This window comes from Pedobacter psychroterrae (genome assembly GCF_004331695.1).
GTDB lineage: Bacteria > Bacteroidota > Bacteroidia > Sphingobacteriales > Sphingobacteriaceae > Pedobacter > Pedobacter psychroterrae.
The window spans coordinates 193,174-216,863 of record NZ_SJSL01000001.1; the positions used below are offsets into that span (position 1 = coordinate 193,174).

The following is a 23,690-nucleotide window of genomic DNA, read 5'->3' on the forward strand; positions in this document are numbered from 1 at the left end:
GTCATTAATTTCTTAAAGGTTTACCTTTGGTTACAATACTTTGAATACGCTCTAAAGTTTTCCGTTCACCACAAAGCGATAAAAATGCCTCTCTTTCCAGATCCAGTAAATATTGTTCCGTTACTTCTGTAGGTGAGGAAAGGTCGCCGCCACACATTACCCATCCCAGTTTCTCAGAAATTTTTTTATCATGTTCTGAGATATAATGGCCTGAATACATCGTGTTTGCCCCGGCATACACAATTCCCAGTCCCTGCTTTCCCAATACCCTGATATCTTTACGTTGCACAGGTTTTGTATATCCTGCATCAGCCAGTTCAATCGCTTTAGCTTTTGCATCACCAATCAGCCTGCTCCTGTTCATTGTGATCGAATATTTATCTTTTTGCAGGTAGCCCAGTTCAAATGCCTCCACTGCAGAGGTAGATACCTTTGCCATACCTATCGTCAAAAACCTTTCTTTCAATGCATTTTGTACAATCTGGTCATCTTTATATTCATCCGAAGCGCGAAGGGCAAATTCTTTAGTACCCCCTCCCCCAGGGATTACCCCTACACCAAATTCTACCAGTCCCATATAGGTCTCAGCATTCAGCTGAACATGATCTGCATGCAGACTAAATTCACATCCACCGCCTAAAGTCAGGTTATGAGGCGCCAGTACCACAGGAATAGCCGAATACCTGATCCGCATCGAGGTGTTTTGAAACAACCTTACCGCCATATTCAGTTCATCCCACTCCTGTTCCACTGCCATCATAAAAATCATTCCTACATTAGCACCGGCCGAGAAATTTGCACCCTCATTGCCAATCACTACCCCTCTATACTCTTTCTCTGCCATATCTATGGCCTTATTAATAGCTTGTAGCGTATCTCCGCCAATCGTGTTCATTTTAGAATGAAACTCTACATTCAGTATGCCATCGCCCAGATCAATAATAGAAGCACCGGAGTTTTTCCAGATCACTTTATTAGTCCTCAGGTTATCAAGAATAATAAACTCATCCGTTCCTGGAACAACCTTATAGCTTTTAGAAGGAATGTCGTAATATTTCCTGACCCCATCCTCCACTTTATAAAAGGTAGTATTGCCAGCTGCCAGCATTTCATGCACCCAGGTGGCAGCCTCGTGGCCATATTTTTTCATACCTTCTACCGCCTCTGCCACCCCAACTGCGTCCCAGACCTCGAAAGGCCCAAGTTCCCAGCCAAAACCTGCCCGCATGGCATCATCTATCCTGTAAAGTTCATCCGAAATCTCCGGAATTCTGTCAGAAACATATTCAAACAAGCCAAAGAATGAAGCCCTGAAAAGTTCTCCCGCCTTGTCCTTACCAGCAGCAAAAACTTTCATCCTGTCCTTTACTTTTTCAATAGATTTGGTCAGGTCCAGCGTGGCTGATTTCACTTTTGCCTGCGGCTTGTACTCCAGGGTTTTCAGGTCCAGCGCCAGTATTTCCGTTTTGCCTTCGGCATTTTTAGTTTTTTTATAAAAGCCTTGGTTGGTTTTATCGCCCAGCCATTTGTTGGCTTCCATTTTTTCTACATATTCCGGCAGTTTAAATAAGTCGTGTGCTTTGTCATCCGGACAATTGTCATACAAACCCTTTGCTACCTTGATCATGGTATCCAATCCAACTACATCAGTGGTACGGAAAGTAGCAGATTTAGGCCTGCCCAGTGCAGGACCGGTATATTTATCAACTTCCTCTACCGTTAGGTCCATTTTCTGTACCAGGTGCAATAAGGCCATAATTGAATATACCCCAACCCTGTTGGCTATAAAAGCAGGCGTATCTTTACATAAAACTGTAGTCTTACCTAAAAACTTATCACCATAATGCATTAGAAAATCTACCAGTTCCGGTTTGGTATGCGGTGTCGGAATAATCTCCAGCAGCCTTAGGTAGCGTGGCGGATTAAAAAAGTGAGTTCCGCAGAAGTTTGCCTTAAAATCATCAGATCTGCCCTCGGCCATCAAATGAATAGGAATTCCCGAGGTATTGGAAGTAACAAAAGTACCTGCTTTGCGGTATTGTTCTACCTGTTCAAAAACCTTTTTCTTGATGTCCAGGTTTTCTACCACCACTTCGATAATCCAGTCTACCGCAGCAATTTTAGACATATCATCCTCAAAATTACCAGTACTGATCTTATTCAGTACTTTCTTCGAATATATTGGGGAGGGGTTAGTTTTAACAGCCGTTTGCAATGCCATATCCACGATACTGTTTCTTGCACCTTCTTTTGGTACAATATCGAGCAACAATACTTCCACACCAATATTTGCGAAGTGACAGGCTATCCTTGAGCCCATAATACCCGAGCCCAGTACAGCTACCTTATTTATCTTTTTGTTCAACATGTTCGATAAGACTTGTATATGATAAAGTGAGCTTATTTAGTTTCTGCAAGGTAGATATGAGGTTATTCTTTTCAGAAATACTGAGATTCCTGTTTAGAAATTCATTGAATGAAATCACGACTTCTTTGGCAAGCTTTCGCTTTTCCACACCAAAATCAGTAAGGAATACTTTAACAGAACGCTTATCTCCCAGAGAAGTTTCCCGATAGATGAGTCCTTGCTCTTCCATATTATTTAGCATTCTGGACAAGCTGGTAGCTTTCACCCCAAGCAAGCCTGCCAGTTGCGAAACAGCTGTCCCTTCCTTATCAATATTGATCAGCACATATCCAATTGCCTGGGTTATGCCAAAACCAGAAGCAATCTGATTATACGTATTGGCCATGTTCTGCCATACAACCTTTAAAAAATAATCTACTGTTTCCTGTTGTTTCATTAATTACTATGCTTGCATAACAAAGCTATTGAAATTAAAATTATAATGCAAACATATTATATAAAATTTTGAGCGCAAAAAAAAGCCCTTAAACCATATCAATCGCTGATTTTAAACTGAAAACTATTTTAGACTTATTAATTATAGCTTTCAGCATCCTTATAGATCTTCTCTACAATATCCCCATTTTTTTCAAGAATGATTTTTCTTTTCAGGCTCAGTTTAGGTGTAAGCTCTCCGCCGTCTATGCTCCACTGCTTAGGCAGGAGTGCAAACCGCTTCACCTGTTCCCATTTACCAAAATCCTTACAAGTATCTGTCACAATACGTTGAAACTTATCAAGCACCTGCGGATTTCCACACATCTCTTCATTAGTAGTATAAACAATTCCCTTTTTATCGGCCCATGCCTTCAACGCGACGAAATTAGGGACAATCAGTGCGGCCGGGAATTTACGGTTCTCACCTATCACCATTACCTGCTCTACCAATGGCGTTTCCTTAAATTTATTCTCCAGCATCTGCGGAGATACATATTTACCTCCTGCTGTTTTAAATATCTCCTTCTTTCTGTCAGTAATCTTCAGGAACCTACCATTAACAATCTCACCGATATCACCAGTATGAAACCAGCCATCATGATCTATAGTTTCGGCTGTCAGGTCATCCCGCAGATAATAACCCTTCATGATGGCATGGCCGCGCGCCAATACTTCCCCGTCTTCTGCTATTTTTACTTCTACACCCTCTATTACTGGGCCCACTGTACCAAACATAGTATTTCCAAAATGGTTTACTGTGATTACAGGGGAGGTTTCTGTCAACCCATAACCTTCAAACACAGGCATACCTGCTGCCCAAAATATTCTTGCCAACCGCTGGTTCAATGCGGCCCCGCCTGAAACAATGACCACCACATTTCCACCCAGGGCCTCCTTCCATTTTTTAAATACCAGCTTGCGGGCTATGCTTAACTGCAAATTATAAAACCAGCCGTTTTCTATTTCATACTTTTCAGCTAGCGCTACAGACCAGAAAAATATCCCTCTTTTGATCCCTGTCAGCGCTTTACCTTTTTCCATGATCTTCTCATACACCTTTTCCAGCAGTCTTGGTACAGTAGAGAAAACATTTGGTTTTATAAACTGGATATCGGCCACTATGGTATCCATACTTTCCGCATAGTAAACCGCAGTATTGCAATACATATACAGATAGACTACCATCCGCTCAAAAATATGGGAAAGCGGCAGGAAACTCAGCCCAGCACTTATTCCATCAGGCAAAAGCACTGCCGAATTTTCGAAGTTTTTCACCAGGTTGTCATGCGTCAGCATTACCCCCTTTGGGGTCCCTGTGGTGCCAGATGTATAAATAAGGGTTAATATATCTTCCGGCGTTACTTTATTCCGGTATTCATCCAGATTTACCTGAGCTTGAGTTATTCCGTCGGCTATGAGTTCTCCCCAATGGCTGGCCCCGGCCACTTTTTCAAAAGTATAGATCATTATCGGCCTTTCTATTGATTTAGTAACCGCAGTGATTTTGGCATACAATAATTCGTCGGCTACAAAAACAACAGTAACCTCAGCATTTTCTAAAATAAACTTGATGTCATGTTCAGCCAGGGTTGGGTAAAGAGGGATCTGATACGCGCCTATCTGCATAATTGCAAAATCCGCAATGTTCCATTCAGGTCTGTTGGCAGACATCACCGCTACCCGGGACGCTTTGCCTACGTTAATACCGATTAAGCCCCTGCTCATTGCATCCACCTTCTCACAAAATGCCCTGGTGCTATATTTATTCCATTCACCATGCACCTTGCCACTTACAAATTCTTCTTTAGGAAAATTTTCCAGATTGTATTGAAGTAAATCAAATACTCTTGTGATCATGGTGGCCATACGCAAACTTATAAATGGATTTAACCAAATCTAACAAATATCTGCGTGAATAAAAAGGCGGCAGATTTACATCTGCCGCCTTTTGCATTATATATGTTGTGTGTTGTTATTTTACAAGTTCTGCACTCAAACGCTCAGCTTTCATCGCCAATGCTCCCGAAAGTGTGCTTTCTGTTCTCTGGCTTACAAAGTTCCTCAACTTAGCATTGTTCATATTATCAGCTACCAGGATATGCTCGTCTGCAGTACCGCTCATTTTCAATACCGCATCATCTGTAATCACTGTGTAAAGACTGCCGGTGGTAGTTTTTACTTTTGCAGTAGCACATTGGTTTAAAAATATCTGAAGATATTTTACATCAAAATTCCCGGTTGTCACTACTGATGAACCACCCGCAGCCTCAATCCGCTGAAGATCTTTTACCGATATATTGATGGTCACCTGGTGCGACTCTGAAGAATTGATATACAAGGTCTGGCCTTTGCTCTGTATGCTGGTGTTCTCTGAATTGAACTGATCATCTACTGATACAGCCTCTACATCACTTTGAGTGAGTACGATCTTTACATTTCCGCTCACCCAGATCTTGTTGATCCCGCTGATCGGGGTATCAAAGTTTTTATAGTTATGGGCCGCTGAACTGGTCAATGCTGTACCGGTTAATACGATAGCAGTTAATAAAGTGGCGAATAATGTTTTAGTCAAAGTTTTCATAATGGTGTTGTTTTCGTTTTAATTTTCTTGTTGTTTTGTAATTAAGACGCAACTGAGATAAAAACGTTGCACGCCATTATGCTGTATTATACCAGCATAAGCTAACTCACGACAAACACCCGAAAATTTTCGACGAACACGATGTAATAACAAACGGACACAAAGACATAAAACTACATTGCTTTGATCCTGATATTTCTAAACGACACTACACCTCCATGCTCTTGGAGCAGGATACGCCCTTTTTTGACCGAACCAAAACCAGGCACTGCCTTACTGAATTTACTTTGTGCTACTGAAGCTGTAAATTTCTTGCTGCCCCGGGTATATTCAAGGATCTTAAAGCCATTCAGCCAATGCTCAATATGATCGCCTTTAGAAACAATCCGAATTGAATTCCATTTTCCAGGTGGATTTACTTTCTTCCTGAGCTTTACAGGCGGCAACACGTCATACAGCGATCCGGCGAGATGATCGGCTTCTTTATTGTCCTCTGCAAGCTTGTCGTCCAGGATCTGGTACTCCATACCAAGATTACCCCCGCTCTCATATTTTGCAAAGAGATACTTGACCCCGCTGTTGCATGCAGTATCGATCATATAGTCCAGTTTTAGATCAAAATCAGCATAATCCATTAAGGTAATTATATCACCACCTTTACCTCCCGCCACCGTAGTAAGGATTCCATTTTCAACTTTCCAACCTGCAGGCACCGGTTGTCCGCTCGTAGCAGACCAGCCATCAGTACTCAAACCGTCAAACAAAAGCATCCAGCCATCTTTCTTTTCCGAACGGGTTAACTTATTAACAGACTGAGCCTTTAATACCAGCGCAAGACTCATCCATACTATTAAAACACAAATGCTCCTTTTCATATCAATTCAATCGTTTTTAAACCTGACAATTCCATTCTTTTAATTTATAGATGAATTTACAAATATTACCCGGTTCTTTCGGCACAATACTTGCTTCTATAGTTTTATCTTAAAAATTTAAATTATAACGTATGAAAAAATTACTTTTTACTTTTATTGCAATTGGCGCGCTCTTTATCGCTAACCTAACTGATGCTCAGGCACAAGACTACAAAAATGCTATTGGTGGCCGCTTTGGATCTGCTAATGGTGTAAGTTTTAAAACTGGACTAAATAATAAAGCGATGCTGGAATTAATTGGTAATTTCAGGAGTAACAGTGGTGTTTCTTATTTTAACCTGACAGGTTTATATGAAGTATATAACCCGATAGGCGGAGCTGCGGGCCTTAACTGGTACTATGGTGCAGGTGCTACCATCGGTTCTTACAAAGTAAAAGGGGTGGCAAGTGATGTTTATTTGTCAGCAAATGGTGTATTGGGATTAGACTATAAATTTAAGGACGCACCTATCAACTTATCAATTGATTGGGTTCCTGCATTGCAGTTAACTCCTAATACGGGTTTTTATGGTGGTGATGTTGGCTTAGGTGTACGTTTCACTTTTTAAAAAAGAATAACAATTCCATTTCCGGGAAGCCGGAGTGATAAAAAACCGATCGTCATCCTGAAACAAATTCAGGATGACGATCGGTTTAAGATTATACTACCTCCGCTAGCCATCTATCTTACTTCAGCCAAGCCGTTCTTACTTTCAGCTGCGAAGCACTTGCTTTTTCGTCAAGTTGCGTTACTAACTTTACGCTCGTTGCGGCTTTTAACTTGATTTTAATGTCCTTAACTATTCCATCTCTTCTGATCATAATAGTTACTTCATCTCCAATATTTTTACCTGTAATGGTTGGCATACGTTCTATTGCAGCCTCAACAGGGATACCATCTACACTGATCACTTCATCGTTCACATTTAATCCCCCCTCCCATGCGGCAGAATTACGGGATACTGCAGAGACAATGATACCACCTTCAATTTTTTTGGATGCTACGCCCAGATAGGGAACTTTCATACCAGCATTTTCATCTTTAACCAGGATACCTGCATATCCAAAATACTTTGCATAGTCGATAGGCCCGGTTCCGTTCACGTACTTTTCCCAGAAAGGATTAAAACTGATTCCGCTGATCTTTTCAACCATAGCCTTAAATTTCGCATCGGTATATCCTCTTCCCTGCTTTTTATAATATTCTGTATACATGGCCTTCATCACATCATCCAGATTTTTGGCCCCTTTTGTGGCATGGGTAATTTCAAGGTCCATCAGCAAACCCATCACTTCACCTTTGCTGTAATACGAAATGGTTGAATTGTTTGAATTCTCATTTGGCCTGTATGCTTTGATCCAGGCATCGTAACTAGCTTCTGCGGCCGATTGTACCCTGGAACCTGGTGTGTTTACTACTCCTGCTATTGCTGTTGCAAGCGTTTGAGCCGTTTCTTCCAAAGTAAAAAATCCAGCCCTGAACATCAGCTTGTTTTCATAATAAGAGGTAAAACCCTCAGCTACCCAAAGACTGGTTGTATAGTTTTCATTGTCGTAATCAAAGGGCCCTAAAGCTGCGGGGCGCAACCGCTTTACATTCCATAGGTGGTAATATTCATGCGCTACCAGGTTAAGGAAACTTTTATAACCAGTTTCAGAAGTATAAGCAGTACGGGTGGCACCCAATACGGTAGAGTTTAAATGCTCAAGACCACCACCACCAGCCTCAAAATTGTGTACAATAAAGGTGTAGTGTTTATTCGGATTTTCACCATAAATGGCGGTACCCTGCTCCACAATTTTGGCCATATCTACCTTCAATTTCTCTTTATCATAATTGCCGCCGCCAAACATCGCCACCTCGTGCTTTACCCCGGATGCTGTAAACTCAAACACATCCTGGTTTCCAACTTCTATTGGACTGTCAAATAAAATATCAAAGTTTTGGGCAGTATAACTGAAAGGCTGATTTGTTACTGGTTCTAATCCTGTAGATACTTTATTCCATCCATTAAATGGATGGATCTTTACAGTACTTGGCAGATTAAGCATCCCATCAGGATACATAAAAATACCTGTACTTGACAGGAAAGCGTGCTCATCTGTTATGAAAGAGGTGCGTACGGAGACTTCATTTGCGTACACACGGTAATTTAGTTTAATGTCTTTTGCTTTTGCATGATAAATCCTCCAGGCATTCTTTCTTATCTTTTCAAATTTAATAGACTTACCACCGGCAGTCGCAGTAAATCCTTCAATGTTTTTAGCAAATTCACGCACCAGATAAGATCCCGGTGTCCATACGGGCATTTTTACATCCACATAGTCCTTTGCCAATCCGGAAATATTCATTTCTACTTCAGCATAATGTGCTTGAGGTTCTTTAAAACTAATCTCAAATCCTATCTTTATCTGTGATTTAACTGTCATGCTTATTGTTAGTAATAGTAATAATCCGGCTAATGATTTTCTCAACATAATACATATTTTAATTGCCCCAAACTTAGATAAAATTGCGCTAATGACCAATTTCACCTAAAGTAACAAGATTATGTACAAGCTGTAACATCCTTAATACAAGGGGCTCGGGGCATTATATTTGAATAATTTTACACATTAACATTGATAATTATCTGCATGAAATTAAGATATATATTCTACACACTGATCGTATTAGGACTTGCTTATTTAATTTATTACAGGATCTCAGCCAATAAAAAACTGGAAAATTCCGGCCAGGGCGGTGCTGCGGTAGGAAAAGGTGCCGGGCCTGGCAAAGGCCTGCAGGTAGAGGGCGTTGTGGTCAGTGCAATTGATTTTACCAACGGTCTGGAGCTAACCGGTGCTTTAGAAGCCAATGAATCTGTTGCACTGCTCAGTGAGGTATCAGGACTGGTAACCAAAATTAATTTCACAGAGGGCTCTAACGTGACCAAAGGGACGCTCTTGGTGAAGATAAATGACCGTGACATCCAGGCGCAGCTGGCGGATGCACTGACCAAAGAGAAGCTCTCTGCAACCAATGAAAACCGGTCAAGGCAATTACTTGACAAAGGGGCTATCAGTCAGGAAGAATATGATACTTCTCTGGCCGATCTGCAATCATTAAAATCCCAATCACAATTGATCCGTGCGCAACTTGCCAAAACAGTTATTTATGCCCCCTTTAGCGGTAAAATCGGTTTAAGGTCTATCTCTGTTGGTGAATACTTAACACCGTCCACAACTATTGCAAATCTGTCAAGCATCAATCCGCTAAAAATAAGTTTCTCTGTTCCCGAGAAATACATCGGTCAGATAAAACTAAACTCTGATATCACTTTTACCACCGACGGCTTTTCTAAAACTTTTAGCGGCAAGGTATTTGCTATTGAGCCCGGCATCAATACACAGACACGAACGCTGCAGATTAAAGCTTTGGTACCCAATCCGGACAACGAGCTGTTGCCGGGTTCTTTTGCAAAAGTTAAATTGTCTCTCAGTACTATTAAAGATGCCATATTGATCCCCAATCAGGCCATAATACCTGTTTTAAAAGGGAAAACTGTTTTTGTGACCAGAAATGGCAAGGCACAACAGGTTCCCGTTGAAGCGGGAACACGAACGGCCGATAATATATTGATAACATCCGGCTTGAAAGTTGGCGACACTGTATTAACAACCGGAGCAATGGCCGTAAAACAGGACTCTCCTGTGAAAGTAACAGTGGTTAAAAATTAAATTTCCCCTATGAGTATTTCAACCACGAGTATAAAACGGCCGGTGCTGGCCATCGTAATGAACCTGATGATCTTGTTGTTTGGGGTGATCGGGTATAATTTCCTTGGCATAAGGGAGTTTCCTAATATTGACCCCACGGTAGTTTCTGTACGCACCTCCTATCCGGGTGCCAATTCGGATATCATAGAATCGCAGATTACCGAGCCACTCGAAAAATCCATAAACGGTATTGACGGTATCCGCAACATTTCATCCTCCAGCAACCAGGGAACCAGTAACATAACCATTGAGTTCAACCTGAACAAAAATATTGACGATGCTGCCAATGATGTGCGTGACAAGGTATCGCAAGCAGCAAGGAGCTTACCAAAAGACATCGACGGAAATCCGATTGTAAGTAAGGCTGATGCTAATTCAGACGCCGTAATTACGATGACTGTTCAGAGTGACAAGCGCAATGTAATGGAACTGAGCGACTATGCGGAAAACGTAATTGCCGAGCGCTTGCAGACCATCTCAGGGGTGAGCAGTATACAGATTCAGGGACAAAGAAAATACGCAATGCGGATTCGCATAGACCCTGGAAAACTGGCAGCTTACGGACTGACCTCGCAGGATATAGTAACTGCTCTTGAGCGTGAGAATGTAGAGCTGCCATCGGGCAAGATCACGGGAGCAAATACAGAATTGATTGTAAAAACGCTCGGAAAACTAACCGACGCGGTGCAATTCAATGACCTGATCGTTAAATCAGACTCCAATACGGTAGTTCGGCTAAAGGATGTAGCCTTTGCAGAAATAGGCTCGGAAAATGAGGAAACTGTATTGAGAGAATCTGGCAAACCCATGGTTGCTGTAGGCCTGATCCCACAGCCGGGCGCCAACTACCTGGACATCTCCAAAGAGTTTGACAAAAGATTTGAGCAGCTACAAAAAGATATCCCAAAAGACATCAAACTGAATATTTCCCTGGATACTACTAAATTCATTAAATCTTCTGTTACGGAAGTTGCGGAAACCATTATTCTCTCTTTAATCCTGGTGATCCTGATCATTTACCTGTTTTTCAGGGACTGGGCAATTGCCATCAGGCCTTTGATAGACATCCCGGTATCGTTGATATTCACCTTTTTTATCATGTACATTTTTGGATTTTCGATAAATGTACTCTCCTTACTGGCCATTGTGCTGGCTACCGGACTGGTGGTGGATGATGGGATCGTGGTGACGGAAAATATCTTCAAGAAGGTGGAAGAAGGTTATTCGCCCTTTGAGGCCGCAATAAAGGGCTCAAATGAAATTTTCTTTGCCGTAATATCTATTTCTATTACGTTGGCGGCTGTATTTTTACCCGTGATCTTTCTGCAGGGTTTTGTGGGACGGCTCTTTCGAGAGTTCGGTATAGTGATAGGCGCAGCCGTGCTCATCTCAGCATTTGTATCGCTTACCCTGACACCGATGCTGAATGCGTATCTGATGAAAAAAACAGGAAGCAAGAAATCTAAGTTCTATAATTTTACTGAACCCTATTTCGTAAAGCTAAATGAAGGCTATGCCGAAAACCTGAATAAGTTTTTAGACAGAAAATGGCTTGCGTTTCCGATAATAGCGGTCTGCATTGGATTGATTGCTTTATTTTGGATCATCATCCCTAAAGAAACGGCACCTTATGACGACCGTAGTGCAATCAATATGAACATCAGTACTCCTGAAGGCTCTTCTTTTGCCTATACTGACCGCTTCATGATGAAGGTACAGGACATGATTACAGATTCTGTACCTGAAAAGAAGGTAAATATCACCATCACCTCACCAGGATTTGGAGGGGCAGGTTCTACCAACAGTGGTTTTGTGAGAATGGGCTTAGTAGATCCAGGTGACAGAACACGCTCGCAGGCGGAGATTGCTGCAAAGCTGACCAGCCTTAGCAGAAAATATACGGAAGGGAAAGTTACTGTAACCCAGCAGCCTACCATTTCTGTGGGCCGGCGGGGCGGACTGCCAATAAACTACATCATCCAGGCGCAAAATTTTGAAAAACTAAGGGAGAAAGTACCCTTGTTTATGGATGAAGTGGCCAAAGATCCGACATTTACTACTTCTGATGTAAACCTGAAATTCAATAAACCCGAAATCAACCTAACAATAGACCGGGACAAGGCTAAAAATCTTGGTGTATCTGCAGCAGATATCGGCTCTGCACTGCAACTGGGATTAAGCGGGCAACGTTTCTCTTATTTCTTTATGAATGGAAAGCAATATCAGGTGATCGGACAGTTTGAAGTAGCTGACCGCAAAGATCCACTGGACCTAAGCTCTGTATATGTAAGGAATGACAAAAACGAACTAATACAGCTGGATAACCTGGTAACGGCAAAAGAAGAAAGCAGTCCACCGCAATTGTACAGGAATAACCGCTTTACGGCAGCCACAGTTTCGGCTGGTTTGGCACCCGGCAGAAGTATTGGCGAAGGCATTGATGCCATGGACAGGATCTCAGCCAAAATACTGGATGAATCTTTTTCTACAGATCTGGGCGGGGAATCAAGGGATTTTAAAGAGAGTTCTTCTAATACACTTTTTGCTTTCGGACTTGCGCTTTTATTGGTGTATTTAATTCTTTCTGCACAGTTTGAAAGTTTCATTGATCCCATCATCATCATCATCACTGTTCCTATGGCGGTTGCCGGTGCATTTTTGTCGCTTTGGTTGTTTGGGCAAAGCTGGAATATATTTAGCCAGATCGGTACGATCATGCTGATTGGACTGGTCACGAAGAACGGGATTCTGATTGTAGAATTTGCCAATCAGCTAAAGGAAAAAGGGGCAAATATCCATGATGCGATCAGGGAAGCCTCGGTATCCAGGCTAAGGCCTATCTTAATGACCAGTCTGGCCATTGCCATTGGCGCATTGCCTATCGCAATGGCGCTAGGTGCCGCAGCAAAAAGCAGAATGGGCATGGGTATTGTTATTGTAGGCGGCACTACCTTCTCTTTGGTGCTTACCCTATTTGTTATTCCAGCCATTTATTCATACTGGTCTAAAGAACATAAGATAAACGCAGATTTGAATGAATCTTTAAAAACGGCATTGGATGGTGAAAAAAATGAAAACGCTAAATAAGCACAAAATGATGTCTAAAAAGATCCTATTTTCTTTATTGGTGTTACTGGGTTATAACGCGACAGATCTCATGGCACAGGAGAAGTTGTCCCTGCAGCAGGCAATAACCATTGCCCTGCAAAATAACTACGATATAAAACTGGTAGGCAATGATGTACAAATTGCTAAAAACAATGTGAATCTGGGAAATGCAGGTATCCTGCCAAGAGTTGATGCAAGCTTTAGCGAAGGTGGAGGCATACAGAATACCACGAGGACACAAAGCAGCGGAAATGAGCAGACATTGAATAACGTGAGAAACACTAACATGAGTTATGGTGTTGCTTTGGGATGGACCATATTTGACGGACTGCAGATGTTCACCAATTATGAAAGGCTTAAGGAATTGCAGAAATTGGGCGAGGTGAATTCCAGGGGAGTGATCCTAACAACCATCAGCAATGTAGTAAATGCCTATTATTCCGTTTTGAAAGAGCAGCAGCTTGTTGCTGCAAGGGATAGCGCCCTTGATGTATCCCAATTGCGCCTGAGGATTGCCAATAATAAATTGTCTATTGGCAGAGGCTCTAAGCTGGATGTGCTTGCTGCTACAGTTGATTACAATACCGATACTACCGCCTACCTCCAGGAAATCAACCTGCTGAAAAATGCAAAGGTAAGCTTGAACCAGGTAATGGCCAGGGCGTTAGACACCGATTTTAGTACAGATACGATAGTGGCTATTGACAGCAGTCTTGACTATACCGCCCTTGCTACACAGATGCAGCAACTAAATCCGAATCTCCAAAATGCATTCATCAATAAAAAAATAGCTGAACTAGACCTAAAGCAGATAAAAGGACAGCGCTATCCGGTAATAGGTATAAACGGAGGATATGAATATCAGAAAAGTGCCAGTCCGACGGGATTCAATATCCAGCAGCGCGCCAATGGGTTTACCTATGGGCTAACTGCCAGTATGAATATTTTTAATGGTTTTTTACAGCGTCAAAATGAACGTAATGCAAAGATCCTGATTAATTCATCGGAGTTAAACTTAGAAAAAACAAAGCAAGACATTGGTGCCCAGTTGCTATCGGCCTACCAGGATTATACGACTAGCATGAGCCTGCTTAGCGTGGAACGGAGCAATGTGGACATTGCTAAGCAGAATCTGGACATCACACTGGAGAAATACAGACTGGGCAGTATTGCTCCTCTGGAGCTGAGAGAGGCGCAAAGAAATTCAATAGATGCAATTGCCAGATTCCTGGAAGCGCAATTTCAGGCAAAGCTGACAGAAATCAGCCTAAAAGAAATAAGCGGCACTTTAAATATCCAATAAGATTAGTATTTTTATCGGATGATTCTAGTAGCAGACAGCGGCTCTTCAAAAACCGATTGGATGGGATATAGCCCAAATGAGACTATCACTTTCAGTACGCAGGGGATAAATCCTTATTTCTTAAATGCGCATGACATCTTTAAGGTCTTTTCCAAAAAGAAAGAAATTGCTCAACTGGCCGATAAAGTTAAAGAGATTTACTTTTTTGGGGCAGGCTGCTCCTCTCCTGACAAGATTGAAGTAATCTCGAATGGCATTTCCTCCTTTTTCACCAATGCATACGTATCTGTAGAACATGATCTCATAGGTTCGGCATATGCCACATGCGGAGACAATAAAGGATTGACCTGTATTTTGGGTACGGGATCGAATATCTCTTATTATGATGGCAAAGAAGTTCACAATGGTTTTCATGGATTGGGCTATGCTTTGGGCGATGAGGGTTCAGGGACTTTCTTTGGGCGCAAACTGATCACTTCTTACTTATACCATCAAATGCCTGCTGATCTGAGTTATGAATTTGCAGACAGCTACCACATCGACAAGGAAAGTGTCATTACCAATGTTTATCAAAAGCCTTCTGCAAATATATACCTGGCTTCGATCAGCCGTTTTATGGCTGCCCACACTGATCATCCTTTTATAAAAGAGATTTTACGCCAGGGATTTCAGGAGTTTGTGGATACTAACATCAAAGATTATAGCAATTATAAAAGTCTAGATTGCCATTTCGTTGGCTCAATAGCCTTTTATTATCAGGATATCTTAAGAGAAGTATGTGCTGCCAATGGAATAAAAGTTGGAAAAATACTCCAAAAGCCTATTGAAGGGATCTATAACTACATTTTAAAAAAAGAAGGCATTATGGCTTAGTTTCCCTGATTTTTTTTACTCCGAAAACAATACCTGCAGCAATTAAAAAGCCTACTCCCCCATCTATAGGCACATCCGGATCATCACCGGGTAAGCCCGGGTCATTACTTTGTGCGGTAGCTATAACTGACAAAAAAATCAAGAGGATAAGTATTCTGTAGCTTTTCATGCAGCAAGTGTATTTAATTACCAGGAAAAAACAAAGAGATTTTTGAAATTATCATGACATAGCCGAAGATTCACCGACTATAAGCATTTTCATCCTGCATATTTGTAAAAAATAATACTACTTATATGAAATCGCTTGTATCTATATTACTCCTGCTTACTATGATAACGGGATCAGCCTCAACCGGCCCCATTCCTGACGAACGAAATACAGCCCATTTAATTGTGAGTATTGCCAGAAATGATTTTAAGCAGGAATACAAACTGATCTTCACAAAAAATGGAACCGATGAAGTAAACGATCTGGACGCTTTAAATATTGGGGAAGGGTATGTGAGCATTGCAGGCTTGATAAATGGATTAAAATTATCCATAGATCAAAGAGCTACTTTGAAAGAGGCCAGAGAAGTTAAGCTATATGTTAAAGGATGGGCAACTGGAAATTATACGCTACGTATAAAAGGAAAAGAGACTTTCGACAGACTAACCCGTATTACGCTGATAGACAGGCATGCGAATAAGCGTGAATCCATAAATACAGAGGAAAAAAATTACAGCTTCCAAATTGATTTAAATGAACCTGGGAGTCAGGGTAACGAACGGTTTAGTTTACTTTTTGAGCAACAGCAAACTCAACAGGATTTAAATAGCGCAACGGAAATAATATACCCCAATCCGTTTTCAGATAAGCTCTATATAAAAACATATAGTGACAAGCATGCGCATGCCATAGTAATCATCCGAAATTCACTGGGAGTAATTGTATCAAGGCAGCTAATAAACCTACAGCAAAACGACTCGGAAATAAGCGTAAAAGACCTGTTTACTGGAGTATACTTTATACAGCTTATAGACAAAAGCAATAATCAAACGATCTCCACATTCAAAACACTGAAAAAATGAGCTACTTAGCAGACATCAGCTCTCTACTAATCAGTAACACTTCATGATCATCAAGCGTAAGATACCCCATTTCATAACAGAAATAGTATCTGTTGCGCTGAGCTGTTTCGAGGATATTTGTATGATAGCAAAAATTAAATCCTCTATCGCTTAAAGACTTCTTTGGCACTTTGGTTCTGCCTTTTTTATTCAGTGCCTTTAGAATATTCCTGTTTCTTCTTAATGTGCGGTTAACATTGCGCACAAAATTTAAATCATCAGCACCGGTCTGGTTATAATTATAATTGCTCCTGCAATGGTCACCACAAAATTTCTTATCTGATCTACCTTTTATTAATTCTCTACAGTTTAAGCAAAACTTTTCTGCCCTCATAAAATAAAATTTATGAAAAGCTATACAATATTGACCAACGAGAGCAAATGTTTAGAAAATTTTATGCGAATTTATGCCTGCTGTCAATTCTTTTATGCATCTCCACACTTACCATGGAGGCTACCCATGTCAGCTTTTTTTGCTCAGATACACTAAATGTTCTCGCTATTTTATCCATAATACACACACTACCAATATTAAAACCTTCTTTAGTTACAATAGGAGCAGCAGCATAGAATTTTAAGCCGAATTCGCCAGCAAGCAAAGGATTAGAATTTAGGTACAGTTCTTTAGTGATATCCTCAAATACTGTTACGCTTTCATTTAGTATCGCTAATGAGCATAAACAAGACTGGCGATCAATTTCTAAACCTGACTCTCCGATTTGATTAGCCTTGGTCCAAACCTTATGTCTGTCTACAAAATTGATCATGGCAATGGGGGTATTTAGCATAGTGACGGTAATCGCAGCCAATTGATCAAATATTGGCTCAGATTTAGTATAAAGGATTTTATACTTCTTCAGGTTTTGCAGACGGTCCTCTTCATTTTGGGGGATCATATCCATACAGATCATATTCGTTGTTTTGCGTAACAAGCCCATCAGGCAATTTCCATACCTGTAATTGGAAAAGCCCTCTACTGTCATTCAAGAAGGTCAACCATAATTCAGTGTAAAATAAGCAGCAAAACGGGAAACGGAAAGGGGAAAATTCTTACTCGTTTTGAGCGGGGAGATATCTAATGAAAAGAGGGTGGTTGAAATGCCATAACGCACCTTTCAAACACCCTCCTGGAATACGGCAATTACTAATGCCTATTTTTTATATTCTGATGCTAATTTCAATGCATTATAAGTATTGACGATTCCTCCTGTAACACAAAGGTCAGAGAATGGCACGGCCTTTCCCGTAGTTTCACCTTCATCAGCAATAGTAACAGTCTGGTCTACCTTAACTACAGATTTCATAATGATGTCTTTTACCTCATTAGCTTTCAGTTTGGGATAATAAGAACGGATAAGAGCAGCTAACCCTGCAACAACAGGAGAAGCCATGCTCGTTCCATTAAACTTCGCATATTTAGAACCAGGGATAGTAGAGTTGATATTCACTCCCGGAGCGAATACATCAACACTGGTTTTGCCATAGTTAGAAAAATTGGCTTTGATAGTGCCATCATTTGCCCATCCTGAAGCACCTACGGTGATCCATGAGGAAGCCGTACCGCCTGCCACATACTGTGGATTAGGATAATTTGGCTCCACCTCAAGGTTCTTATTGTCATTTCCTGCAGCATGAACCAATAACACGTCTTTTGAAACTGCATACTTAACTGCTGCATCTACCGCTTCCTTATCCCATGAATATGATTTTCCAAAACTCATATTGATCACCTTCGCACCATTGTCAACAGCATAGCGAATGGCATTGGCAACATCTTTATCTCTTTCGTCTCCATTAGGAACACTACGAACACCCATGATCACTACATTGTCTGCCACTCCTTTTATACCCAGTTCATTGGTCCTGTCTGCACCAATAATTCCGGCGACATGTGAACCATGGCTTGCGTCCGGACCTGCCACATCATTATTTCCGTAAAATTTCTCTTTGGAATTATCAGGATCATCTCCAACAATATCCCTTGGATTGTAATCAACATTAAAGTTATAGTCTATCTGTGACTTAAAATGATTATAACCAGGCAATATCTGAGCCTTATAGAATTCTTCAAACGTACCTTCTTTCAATTGCTGAAGCATGCCGCGTTTGATATTTGTTTCCATCTCGTTACCTGGAGAAAATTGCTCAAAATCAGCAAGGGTCGGATTTTCTTTACCGATCTTTTTTACAATGCCATCAATTGCATTTTTAATTCCTTCAAAACGCTGGATACCAAATTTTGCCTCAGCAAGTTCCTTTTCAAGTTCCGCTTTATTTAACTGATAAGTTTTAAATGCAGGTAAGTCTGCTACTGAAACGGAAGAAGAGTCTTTGCCGGCAAACCTTGCATTATCTCTACGCACCAAACGGGTAAGCTCAAGGGTTTCATGATTTACCGAGCCCTTTGCCGAACCAAGGAAGTTCCAACCGTTCACATCATCAATATAACCGTTCTTGTCATTATCTTTGCCATCACCTGCCTTTTCCTTCTTATTTAACCACAATACAGTTTTAAGATCCTCATGTAAAATATCTACTCCACCATCCAAAACAGCAACTATAACAGGAGTAGATTTCTTCCCCTTAAGCAATTCATTATATGCCTTTTCTGTGCTGATACCGAAAGTGGAATCAGTTTTTAAATCAAGGTTTTGCCAGTTAGGTTTCTGGGCGACAGAAACAAACGGGACAATTGCAAATAAGGAAATTCCAAGCACCGCCGCGCCGAGCTTATTCATGTTTATTTTATTCATAAAAGTTAATTTTTAAACAAAGTTAATGAAATTAAAGTTGAGGGCGTTAGTATTAAATATGTGATAATCACCTGAGTGCTAAAACCAGGCCATTTCTAGGAAACTGTGGTCTCATCGGTTTCGCGGGCAATTACATCAGCTATTGACGTTTGCGCCAGGACATCTAAGGTGGCGTTTCTAACGTCAATAAAGGTTTTTCTTATACCGCAGGTAACTTCGTCATGGCACTCATCACACTTCCTGTAGAATTTTAAACTGGCACATGGAACCATTGCTATTGGCCCATCAGTAATTCGAAGAATATCCGCGAGATAGATATCCTTGGGCTCCTTATTTAGACTATAGCCACCGCCAGCACCTTTTTTACTATACAGATACCCGGCGTTACGCATATCCAGTAAAATTTGTTCAAGAAATTTCCGAGGTATCATTTCCTGTTCAGCCAACCTCACAATTTGCATTGGGGGATTGCCCGAGTTCTTACCAAGAGCAACCAGCGCCTTGATTGCATATTTCGTTTTCTTAGACAGCATATAACAAAGCTAATAAAAAAGATTTAGGTAACGCTTATTTCAATTTGGCTTTCGTATTTTTGCAAATAATTAGTCCGGAATCCCTATGGCAAAATTATTAATTATTGAAGATGATTTAACCTTTTCTCAGATTTTAGAAGGGTTTCTAACTAAACACGGCCATGAAGTTCAGGTAACGCACGAGGTTAGAAAAAGCCTGCTGCTACTGGACCAACAAAACTTTGACTTGCTGTTAATTGACTACCGTTTACCTGATGGGACAGGCCTTGATATCCTATCTCATTTACGAGAGAAGGGATCGCATCAGCCGGTGATCATTATGACCAGTTTTAACGATGTGAGGACAGCCGTAAGATCAATCCAGCTGGGTGCTTTTGACTATATCACAAAACCCGTAAACCCCGATGAACTGCTCATGATCATCAGCAATGCATTGGGAAAAAAGGAACAAAACACCCCACACAAATCAATTGAGCATGCTGATGCCATCAAGGGAAAAAGCGCTATAGCCGATAAGCTTTACGAACACATTAACCTGGTAGCTCCGACAGATATGTCTGTCATCATACAGGGCGAGAGCGGAACCGGTAAAGAATATGCAGCAAGGACGCTGCATACACAAAGCAAAAGAAATGACAAACCATTTATAGCGGTAGATTGTGGTGCGCTATCCAAAGAGCTTGCTGCAAGCGAACTGTTTGGCCATGCTAAAGGTGCTTTTACAGGTGCTATAAATGATAAGAAAGGTCAGTTTGAGGTGGCGAATGGCGGCACATTGTTTTTAGATGAGGTGGGAAATCTGAGTTATGAAGTCCAGGTAAAGCTCCTCAGGGCACTGCAGGAAAGAACAATACAACCAATCGGAAGTATCAAAACCATTAAAGTAGATGTCAGAATTATTACTGCCACCAATGACGACCTTAAAGCCAGCGTAACCAATGGATCGTTCAGAGAAGACCTCTATCACCGTCTCAATGAATTTAAAATCCAGCTCCCCGCTTTGAGAGACCGCGGAAAAGACCTGGAACTTTTCATTAGTCATTTTATCAGATTGTCTAATGAGGAGCTTAATCGAAATGTACTGAGTATGTCTCAGCAAGCAAGGGACCTCTTGCTTCAATACGACTGGCCGGGAAATTTGAGAGAACTAAAAAATGTGATTAAAAGGATGGTATTACTTACTCCTGGTGAAACTGCTGAAGTAGATTCCCTTCCTGAGGAAATGATCATTGCAATCAATCAAAGTCCGCGACCCAGCGGGTCTGACTTAAAAGCGATTAATGAAATAAATGAAAAATCAATCATACTGGAAACCCTCGTTAAGGTAAAATATAATAAATCCAAGGCCGCTAAACTGCTGAATATAGACAGGAAGACGTTATACAGCAAGATGGAGCGTTATGAGATAGAATAATTCAGGTAATGTAGTTCTCTGTCTATTTTTATCAGTAACTGATCCAGCCTTGTCAACAGTAACAACAGCGCCTGCCGCTCGGTATCACTTAAAGCTTTAACAGCTCTCAATTCCAGTTCACAAGCCCTAAAGTCGCCTGCAAGATTTTTAGCTCCGATCTGTGCTATCCTTCCCGCCAATCTGTGTGTGAGCAATTGAAGTCCGCCAAGGTTAAGCTCCTTTAAAGACTGTCTGATTTCTTCACCATCAGCCAGGCAGTCTGTTTTAAATCTAAGAAGAACTTTCGTCAATTGTTCCTGATCGCCATAAGTCATTTTTTTTAATGAAGACAGATCCAGTTCCGCATCTCCGGCAATATGATCTCCTGTAAACTTTTCCCCTTTCAATATAGCTAAAAGCTCATTTTCTCTAAAAGGTTTCATCACCAGTCCGTCAAATCCACTTTTCAATAAATACGCTCTTTCATCTGGCAGTACCTGGGCAGTAATTGCAAATATCTTAACATCACTATTTATTTTTTCTCTTAAGGCACTGCAGAGTTCAATGCCGTTCATTTCAGGCATCCTCATATCCATTAGTACATATTTCACCGTAGTGTCCCATGTAGCTGCAAGAAGTGCAGCCGGCGATTGGAAACTTTCGTAGTCAATACTGTTTTTATTAAAAATAATTCCGCACAGGTCCAGTATAAGCGGGTCATCATCAACCACCCATACCTTATCTTTAAAAACAATACCATTTTCAGGCACTTTTAATTCAGCATCTTCTGATTTACTTGAGTGCCTAAAAGTAAGGTATACCGTAAAAACACTTCCCTCATTTGGCTTGCTTTTCAAATAAATTCTTCCTCCCTGCTGCTCCACCAATGATTTAATAATCGTAAGCCCCAGCCCTGCCCCCATTCCGTTTACAACTTCATTACCCGGAGCATTTACCTGTTCAAATTCATTAAAGATCCTTTTGCCTTCATCTTCAGAAATCCCTATACCAGTATCTCTTACTACAAAAGTAAAATGCAGGTCACTACTTTTGCGCTTATAAAAAACTGACAGCGACACCTCACCTGATTCAGTAAATTTAATGGCATTCCCCAGCAAGTTATAAAGGATCTGTTTCAGTCTGAAAGGATCTCCTTCTATGTAGTTTAGTCCCTCTGTATCAAAGTTTGCCCTCATTTTCAAAGATTTAAGCTCAGCCTGGGGGCGCATTACTGACAATACCTCTTCCAGCAATTCACTGATATTAAAAGCCTTATTTGAAAAGGTAAATTTTCCGGATATGATCCTGTTATAGTCCAGCACTTCATTCACAATCTGCAACAAATGCTCTGATGAATGATAAATCGCGTCTATATCTTTTTGCTCGGGTTGATCCTGGTGCCTGATGATTTCGGCATAGCCAATGATAGATTGCAACGGGGTTCTAATTTCATGACTCATATTTGAAAGAAAACGCTGCTTGGCCCTGCCATGATATTCGGCCTCATCTTTTGCCAGTTCGAGTTCATTCCTGTATCGGCTGCTCTGCGTGATATCGGTTAATATTAAGTACAATAGCAACCCAGTTAAAAGCATAAAAACAAGCATGATCACGCTAATGGTAGAAATCCCCGTGTTTACTACTTTTTTTGCCTGAATACCGTTTGCTTCGATTTGATTTACTACCTCAATTTCTACTTTTCTCAAAACATCCAGCATCTGTACCACTAGTTTACTATTTGCCTCAGCAAGCACAGCCTCCCTGTTTAGAAAGCTTGCATTTTTTTGCTGCTGCTGTTGTTCTATCAGTCTAATAGATTTTTTCAGGCTCCCGGCCATTTGTTCCTCTGAAGACAAAGCAATGGTATCTCTTTTTATTTTCTCCTGGCTTACTATTCTGAATGAATTGTCTGGCTCATTTTTCTTCTTCCCAAACAGTTTACTAAAAAAGCCTCTGGGCTTTTCCTCAGGATAAATTGTGGTAGTAGAGGTTTTTTCTACAGTGGCCAAAACAGTGCTGTCAGTTTGCGCAGTACTTTTTGACACGATATCGTTAAGATTCCGGACCTGCTCTGAAAAAGATTTATTGTTGACCAGGCGCTCCCGGACTTTAAGGTAGTTGATAAATTGCTTATCTCTTTCGCTCAGCAATCGCCTGATGGTAGTAATCCTGCCAAGCTGCATAGAGTCTGCCTGGTAAAGAATCGCTAATGTATCCAGTGAAGCGCGTAACTGTACAGACTCTCTAAAAAGTTTGCGGTAGTTATTTGGGTCATTAAAAGCTTGGTTTTTCTGGACCTGGTCCAGGCTCCCTATTTTCCTGGAAATAACATTTACCATCCGCAGCCGCTCGCTCGGGGCAGAGATATTCTCTACTGTACTGAGCATCTCATTAAAGGCGACTTTACTAACCCCCCAGGCCATAAACAATGCAAAGCATGCAAGTAACAGTGCTATAATGACTTTACTTTTTATTGTTTTTATGAACCTATTTTTAGGGATGCTTTTCATTTATTTTT

19 protein-coding genes are annotated in these 23,690 nt (G+C 41.0%); 7 read left to right on the forward strand and 12 right to left on the reverse strand.

The annotated features are described in order from the left end of the window. Nucleotides 1-4 precede the first annotated feature (4 nt). From EZ437_RS00840 to EZ437_RS00860, 5 genes are all read right to left on the reverse strand, one after another. On the reverse strand, nt 5-2,368 hold the full coding sequence (locus EZ437_RS00840) for a 3-hydroxyacyl-CoA dehydrogenase/enoyl-CoA hydratase family protein (RefSeq protein WP_131592232.1): 2,364 nt from the start codon (nt 2,366-2,368) through the stop codon (nt 5-7). Next, on the reverse strand, nt 2,346-2,804 hold the full coding sequence (locus EZ437_RS00845) for a MarR family winged helix-turn-helix transcriptional regulator (RefSeq protein ID WP_131592234.1): 459 nt from the start codon (nt 2,802-2,804) through the stop codon (nt 2,346-2,348). The genes EZ437_RS00840 and EZ437_RS00845 overlap by 23 nt, the downstream gene beginning before the upstream one ends. 137 nt (nt 2,805-2,941) lie before the next feature. Beyond that, nucleotides 2,942-4,711 (reverse strand): AMP-dependent synthetase/ligase, encoded by a 1,770-nt coding sequence (locus EZ437_RS00850; RefSeq protein WP_131592236.1) that lies wholly within the window; start codon nt 4,709-4,711, stop codon nt 2,942-2,944. A gap of 106 nt (nt 4,712-4,817) precedes the next feature. Continuing rightward, nucleotides 4,818-5,426, reverse strand: a complete 609-nt coding sequence (locus EZ437_RS00855) for a GIN domain-containing protein (protein WP_131592238.1) — start codon at nt 5,424-5,426, stop codon at nt 4,818-4,820. Between the two features lie 173 nt (nt 5,427-5,599). Further along, nucleotides 5,600-6,301 carry a 3-keto-disaccharide hydrolase gene (locus EZ437_RS00860; protein WP_131592240.1) on the reverse strand — a complete coding sequence of 234 codons (702 nt, stop codon included), beginning with the start codon at nt 6,299-6,301 and terminating at the stop codon, nt 5,600-5,602. Between the two features lie 131 nt (nt 6,302-6,432). Here EZ437_RS00860 and EZ437_RS00865 point away from each other — a divergent pair, with 131 nt between their 5' ends. Further along, nucleotides 6,433-6,909 (forward strand): hypothetical protein, encoded by a 477-nt coding sequence (locus EZ437_RS00865; RefSeq protein WP_131592242.1) that lies wholly within the window; start codon nt 6,433-6,435, stop codon nt 6,907-6,909. Between the two features lie 118 nt (nt 6,910-7,027). Here EZ437_RS00865 and EZ437_RS00870 read toward each other — a convergent pair whose 3' ends face one another. Further along, entirely contained in the window at nt 7,028-8,770 is a 1,743-nt protein-coding gene (locus tag EZ437_RS00870; protein WP_225869460.1) for a M61 family metallopeptidase, read from the reverse strand. Between the two features lie 207 nt (nt 8,771-8,977). Between EZ437_RS00870 and EZ437_RS00875 the strand changes: the two genes are divergently transcribed. From EZ437_RS00875 to EZ437_RS00890, 4 genes are read left to right on the forward strand one after another with little or no spacing between them, the layout of a single operon-like run. Next, the gene (locus EZ437_RS00875) at nt 8,978-10,060 is read left to right on the forward strand and encodes an efflux RND transporter periplasmic adaptor subunit (protein WP_131592246.1); all 1,083 of its coding nucleotides are present in this window, start codon (nt 8,978-8,980) and stop codon (nt 10,058-10,060) included. Nucleotides 10,061-10,069: 9 nt separating this feature from the next. Next, the gene (locus EZ437_RS00880) at nt 10,070-13,186 is read left to right on the forward strand and encodes an efflux RND transporter permease subunit (RefSeq protein ID WP_131592248.1); all 3,117 of its coding nucleotides are present in this window, start codon (nt 10,070-10,072) and stop codon (nt 13,184-13,186) included. Next, nucleotides 13,170-14,510, forward strand: a complete 1,341-nt coding sequence (locus tag EZ437_RS00885) for a TolC family protein (RefSeq protein ID WP_225869461.1) — start codon at nt 13,170-13,172, stop codon at nt 14,508-14,510. Before EZ437_RS00880 ends, EZ437_RS00885 begins: the two co-directional genes overlap by 17 nt. 18 nt (nt 14,511-14,528) lie before the next feature. Further along, nucleotides 14,529-15,383, forward strand: a complete 855-nt coding sequence (locus EZ437_RS00890; protein WP_131592250.1) for an N-acetylglucosamine kinase — start codon at nt 14,529-14,531, stop codon at nt 15,381-15,383. On the opposite strand, the gene EZ437_RS00895 is transcribed toward EZ437_RS00890, so the two are convergent. Then, nucleotides 15,373-15,552, reverse strand: a complete 180-nt coding sequence (locus EZ437_RS00895) for a PID-CTERM protein-sorting domain-containing protein (protein ID WP_131592252.1) — start codon at nt 15,550-15,552, stop codon at nt 15,373-15,375. The two genes, EZ437_RS00890 and EZ437_RS00895, sit on opposite strands and share 11 nt — an antisense overlap. 125 nt (nt 15,553-15,677) lie before the next feature. Here EZ437_RS00895 and EZ437_RS00900 point away from each other — a divergent pair, with 125 nt between their 5' ends. Continuing rightward, nucleotides 15,678-16,454: a T9SS type A sorting domain-containing protein gene (locus EZ437_RS00900; RefSeq protein ID WP_131592255.1), complete on the forward strand. Its 777-nt coding sequence runs from the start codon at nt 15,678-15,680 to the stop codon at nt 16,452-16,454. A gap of 1 nt (nt 16,455) precedes the next feature. Here the strand turns inward: EZ437_RS00900 and EZ437_RS00905 are convergent, their stop codons facing one another. The 4 genes from EZ437_RS00905 to EZ437_RS00920 all read right to left on the reverse strand — a co-directional run bounded on the left by EZ437_RS00905 (nt 16,456) and on the right by EZ437_RS00920 (nt 19,779). After that, the gene (locus EZ437_RS00905; RefSeq protein WP_131592257.1) at nt 16,456-16,827 is read right to left on the reverse strand and encodes a hypothetical protein; all 372 of its coding nucleotides are present in this window, start codon (nt 16,825-16,827) and stop codon (nt 16,456-16,458) included. Nucleotides 16,828-16,888: 61 nt separating this feature from the next. Continuing rightward, nucleotides 16,889-17,476 (reverse strand): GAF domain-containing protein, encoded by a 588-nt coding sequence (locus tag EZ437_RS00910; protein ID WP_225869462.1) that lies wholly within the window; start codon nt 17,474-17,476, stop codon nt 16,889-16,891. Nucleotides 17,477-17,644: 168 nt separating this feature from the next. Further along, nucleotides 17,645-19,246, reverse strand: a complete 1,602-nt coding sequence (locus EZ437_RS00915) for a S8 family peptidase (RefSeq protein ID WP_131592259.1) — start codon at nt 19,244-19,246, stop codon at nt 17,645-17,647. A gap of 95 nt (nt 19,247-19,341) precedes the next feature. Beyond that, nucleotides 19,342-19,779 (reverse strand): RrF2 family transcriptional regulator, encoded by a 438-nt coding sequence (locus EZ437_RS00920; RefSeq protein ID WP_131592261.1) that lies wholly within the window; start codon nt 19,777-19,779, stop codon nt 19,342-19,344. A gap of 85 nt (nt 19,780-19,864) precedes the next feature. Between EZ437_RS00920 and EZ437_RS00925 the strand changes: the two genes are divergently transcribed. Then, a complete protein-coding gene (locus EZ437_RS00925) occupies nt 19,865-21,193 on the forward strand; it encodes a sigma-54-dependent transcriptional regulator (protein ID WP_131592263.1) in 1,329 nt (442 codons plus the stop codon). On the opposite strand, the gene EZ437_RS00930 is transcribed toward EZ437_RS00925, so the two are convergent. Next, nucleotides 21,178-23,682, reverse strand: a complete 2,505-nt coding sequence (locus EZ437_RS00930) for an ATP-binding protein (protein WP_131592265.1) — start codon at nt 23,680-23,682, stop codon at nt 21,178-21,180. The genes EZ437_RS00925 and EZ437_RS00930 overlap by 16 nt on opposite strands. Nucleotides 23,683-23,690: the final 8 nt, after the last annotated feature.

What these genes read in the sequence shown, in the direction of transcription:
- EZ437_RS00855 (WP_131592238.1), bottom strand. Translation starts at nt 5,426, where the DNA reads ATGAAAACTTTGACTAAAACATTATTCGCCACTTTATTAACTGCTATC.
- EZ437_RS00860 (WP_131592240.1), bottom strand. Translation starts at nt 6,301, where the DNA reads ATGAAAAGGAGCATTTGTGTTTTAATAGTATGGATGAGTCTTGCGCTG.
- EZ437_RS00880 (WP_131592248.1), top strand. Translation starts at nt 10,070, where the DNA reads ATGAGTATTTCAACCACGAGTATAAAACGGCCGGTGCTGGCCATCGTA.
- EZ437_RS00890 (WP_131592250.1), top strand. Translation starts at nt 14,529, where the DNA reads ATGATTCTAGTAGCAGACAGCGGCTCTTCAAAAACCGATTGGATGGGA.
- EZ437_RS00915 (WP_131592259.1), bottom strand. Translation starts at nt 19,246, where the DNA reads ATGAATAAAATAAACATGAATAAGCTCGGCGCGGCGGTGCTTGGAATT.
- EZ437_RS00850 (WP_131592236.1), bottom strand. Translation starts at nt 4,711, where the DNA reads ATGGCCACCATGATCACAAGAGTATTTGATTTACTTCAATACAATCTG.
- EZ437_RS00925 (WP_131592263.1), top strand. Translation starts at nt 19,865, where the DNA reads ATGGCAAAATTATTAATTATTGAAGATGATTTAACCTTTTCTCAGATT.
- EZ437_RS00900 (WP_131592255.1), top strand. Translation starts at nt 15,678, where the DNA reads ATGAAATCGCTTGTATCTATATTACTCCTGCTTACTATGATAACGGGA.
- EZ437_RS00840 (WP_131592232.1), bottom strand. Translation starts at nt 2,368, where the DNA reads ATGTTGAACAAAAAGATAAATAAGGTAGCTGTACTGGGCTCGGGTATT.
- EZ437_RS00920 (WP_131592261.1), bottom strand. Translation starts at nt 19,779, where the DNA reads ATGCTGTCTAAGAAAACGAAATATGCAATCAAGGCGCTGGTTGCTCTT.
- EZ437_RS00865 (WP_131592242.1), top strand. Translation starts at nt 6,433, where the DNA reads ATGAAAAAATTACTTTTTACTTTTATTGCAATTGGCGCGCTCTTTATC.
- EZ437_RS00875 (WP_131592246.1), top strand. Translation starts at nt 8,978, where the DNA reads ATGAAATTAAGATATATATTCTACACACTGATCGTATTAGGACTTGCT.
- EZ437_RS00845 (WP_131592234.1), bottom strand. Translation starts at nt 2,804, where the DNA reads ATGAAACAACAGGAAACAGTAGATTATTTTTTAAAGGTTGTATGGCAG.
- EZ437_RS00870 (WP_225869460.1), bottom strand. Translation starts at nt 8,770, where the DNA reads ATGACAGTTAAATCACAGATAAAGATAGGATTTGAGATTAGTTTTAAA.
- EZ437_RS00910 (WP_225869462.1), bottom strand. Translation starts at nt 17,476, where the DNA reads ATGACAGTAGAGGGCTTTTCCAATTACAGGTATGGAAATTGCCTGATG.
- EZ437_RS00930 (WP_131592265.1), bottom strand. Translation starts at nt 23,682, where the DNA reads ATGAAAAGCATCCCTAAAAATAGGTTCATAAAAACAATAAAAAGTAAA.
- EZ437_RS00905 (WP_131592257.1), bottom strand. Translation starts at nt 16,827, where the DNA reads ATGAGGGCAGAAAAGTTTTGCTTAAACTGTAGAGAATTAATAAAAGGT.
- EZ437_RS00885 (WP_225869461.1), top strand. Translation starts at nt 13,170, where the DNA reads ATGAAAACGCTAAATAAGCACAAAATGATGTCTAAAAAGATCCTATTT.
- EZ437_RS00895 (WP_131592252.1), bottom strand. Translation starts at nt 15,552, where the DNA reads ATGAAAAGCTACAGAATACTTATCCTCTTGATTTTTTTGTCAGTTATA.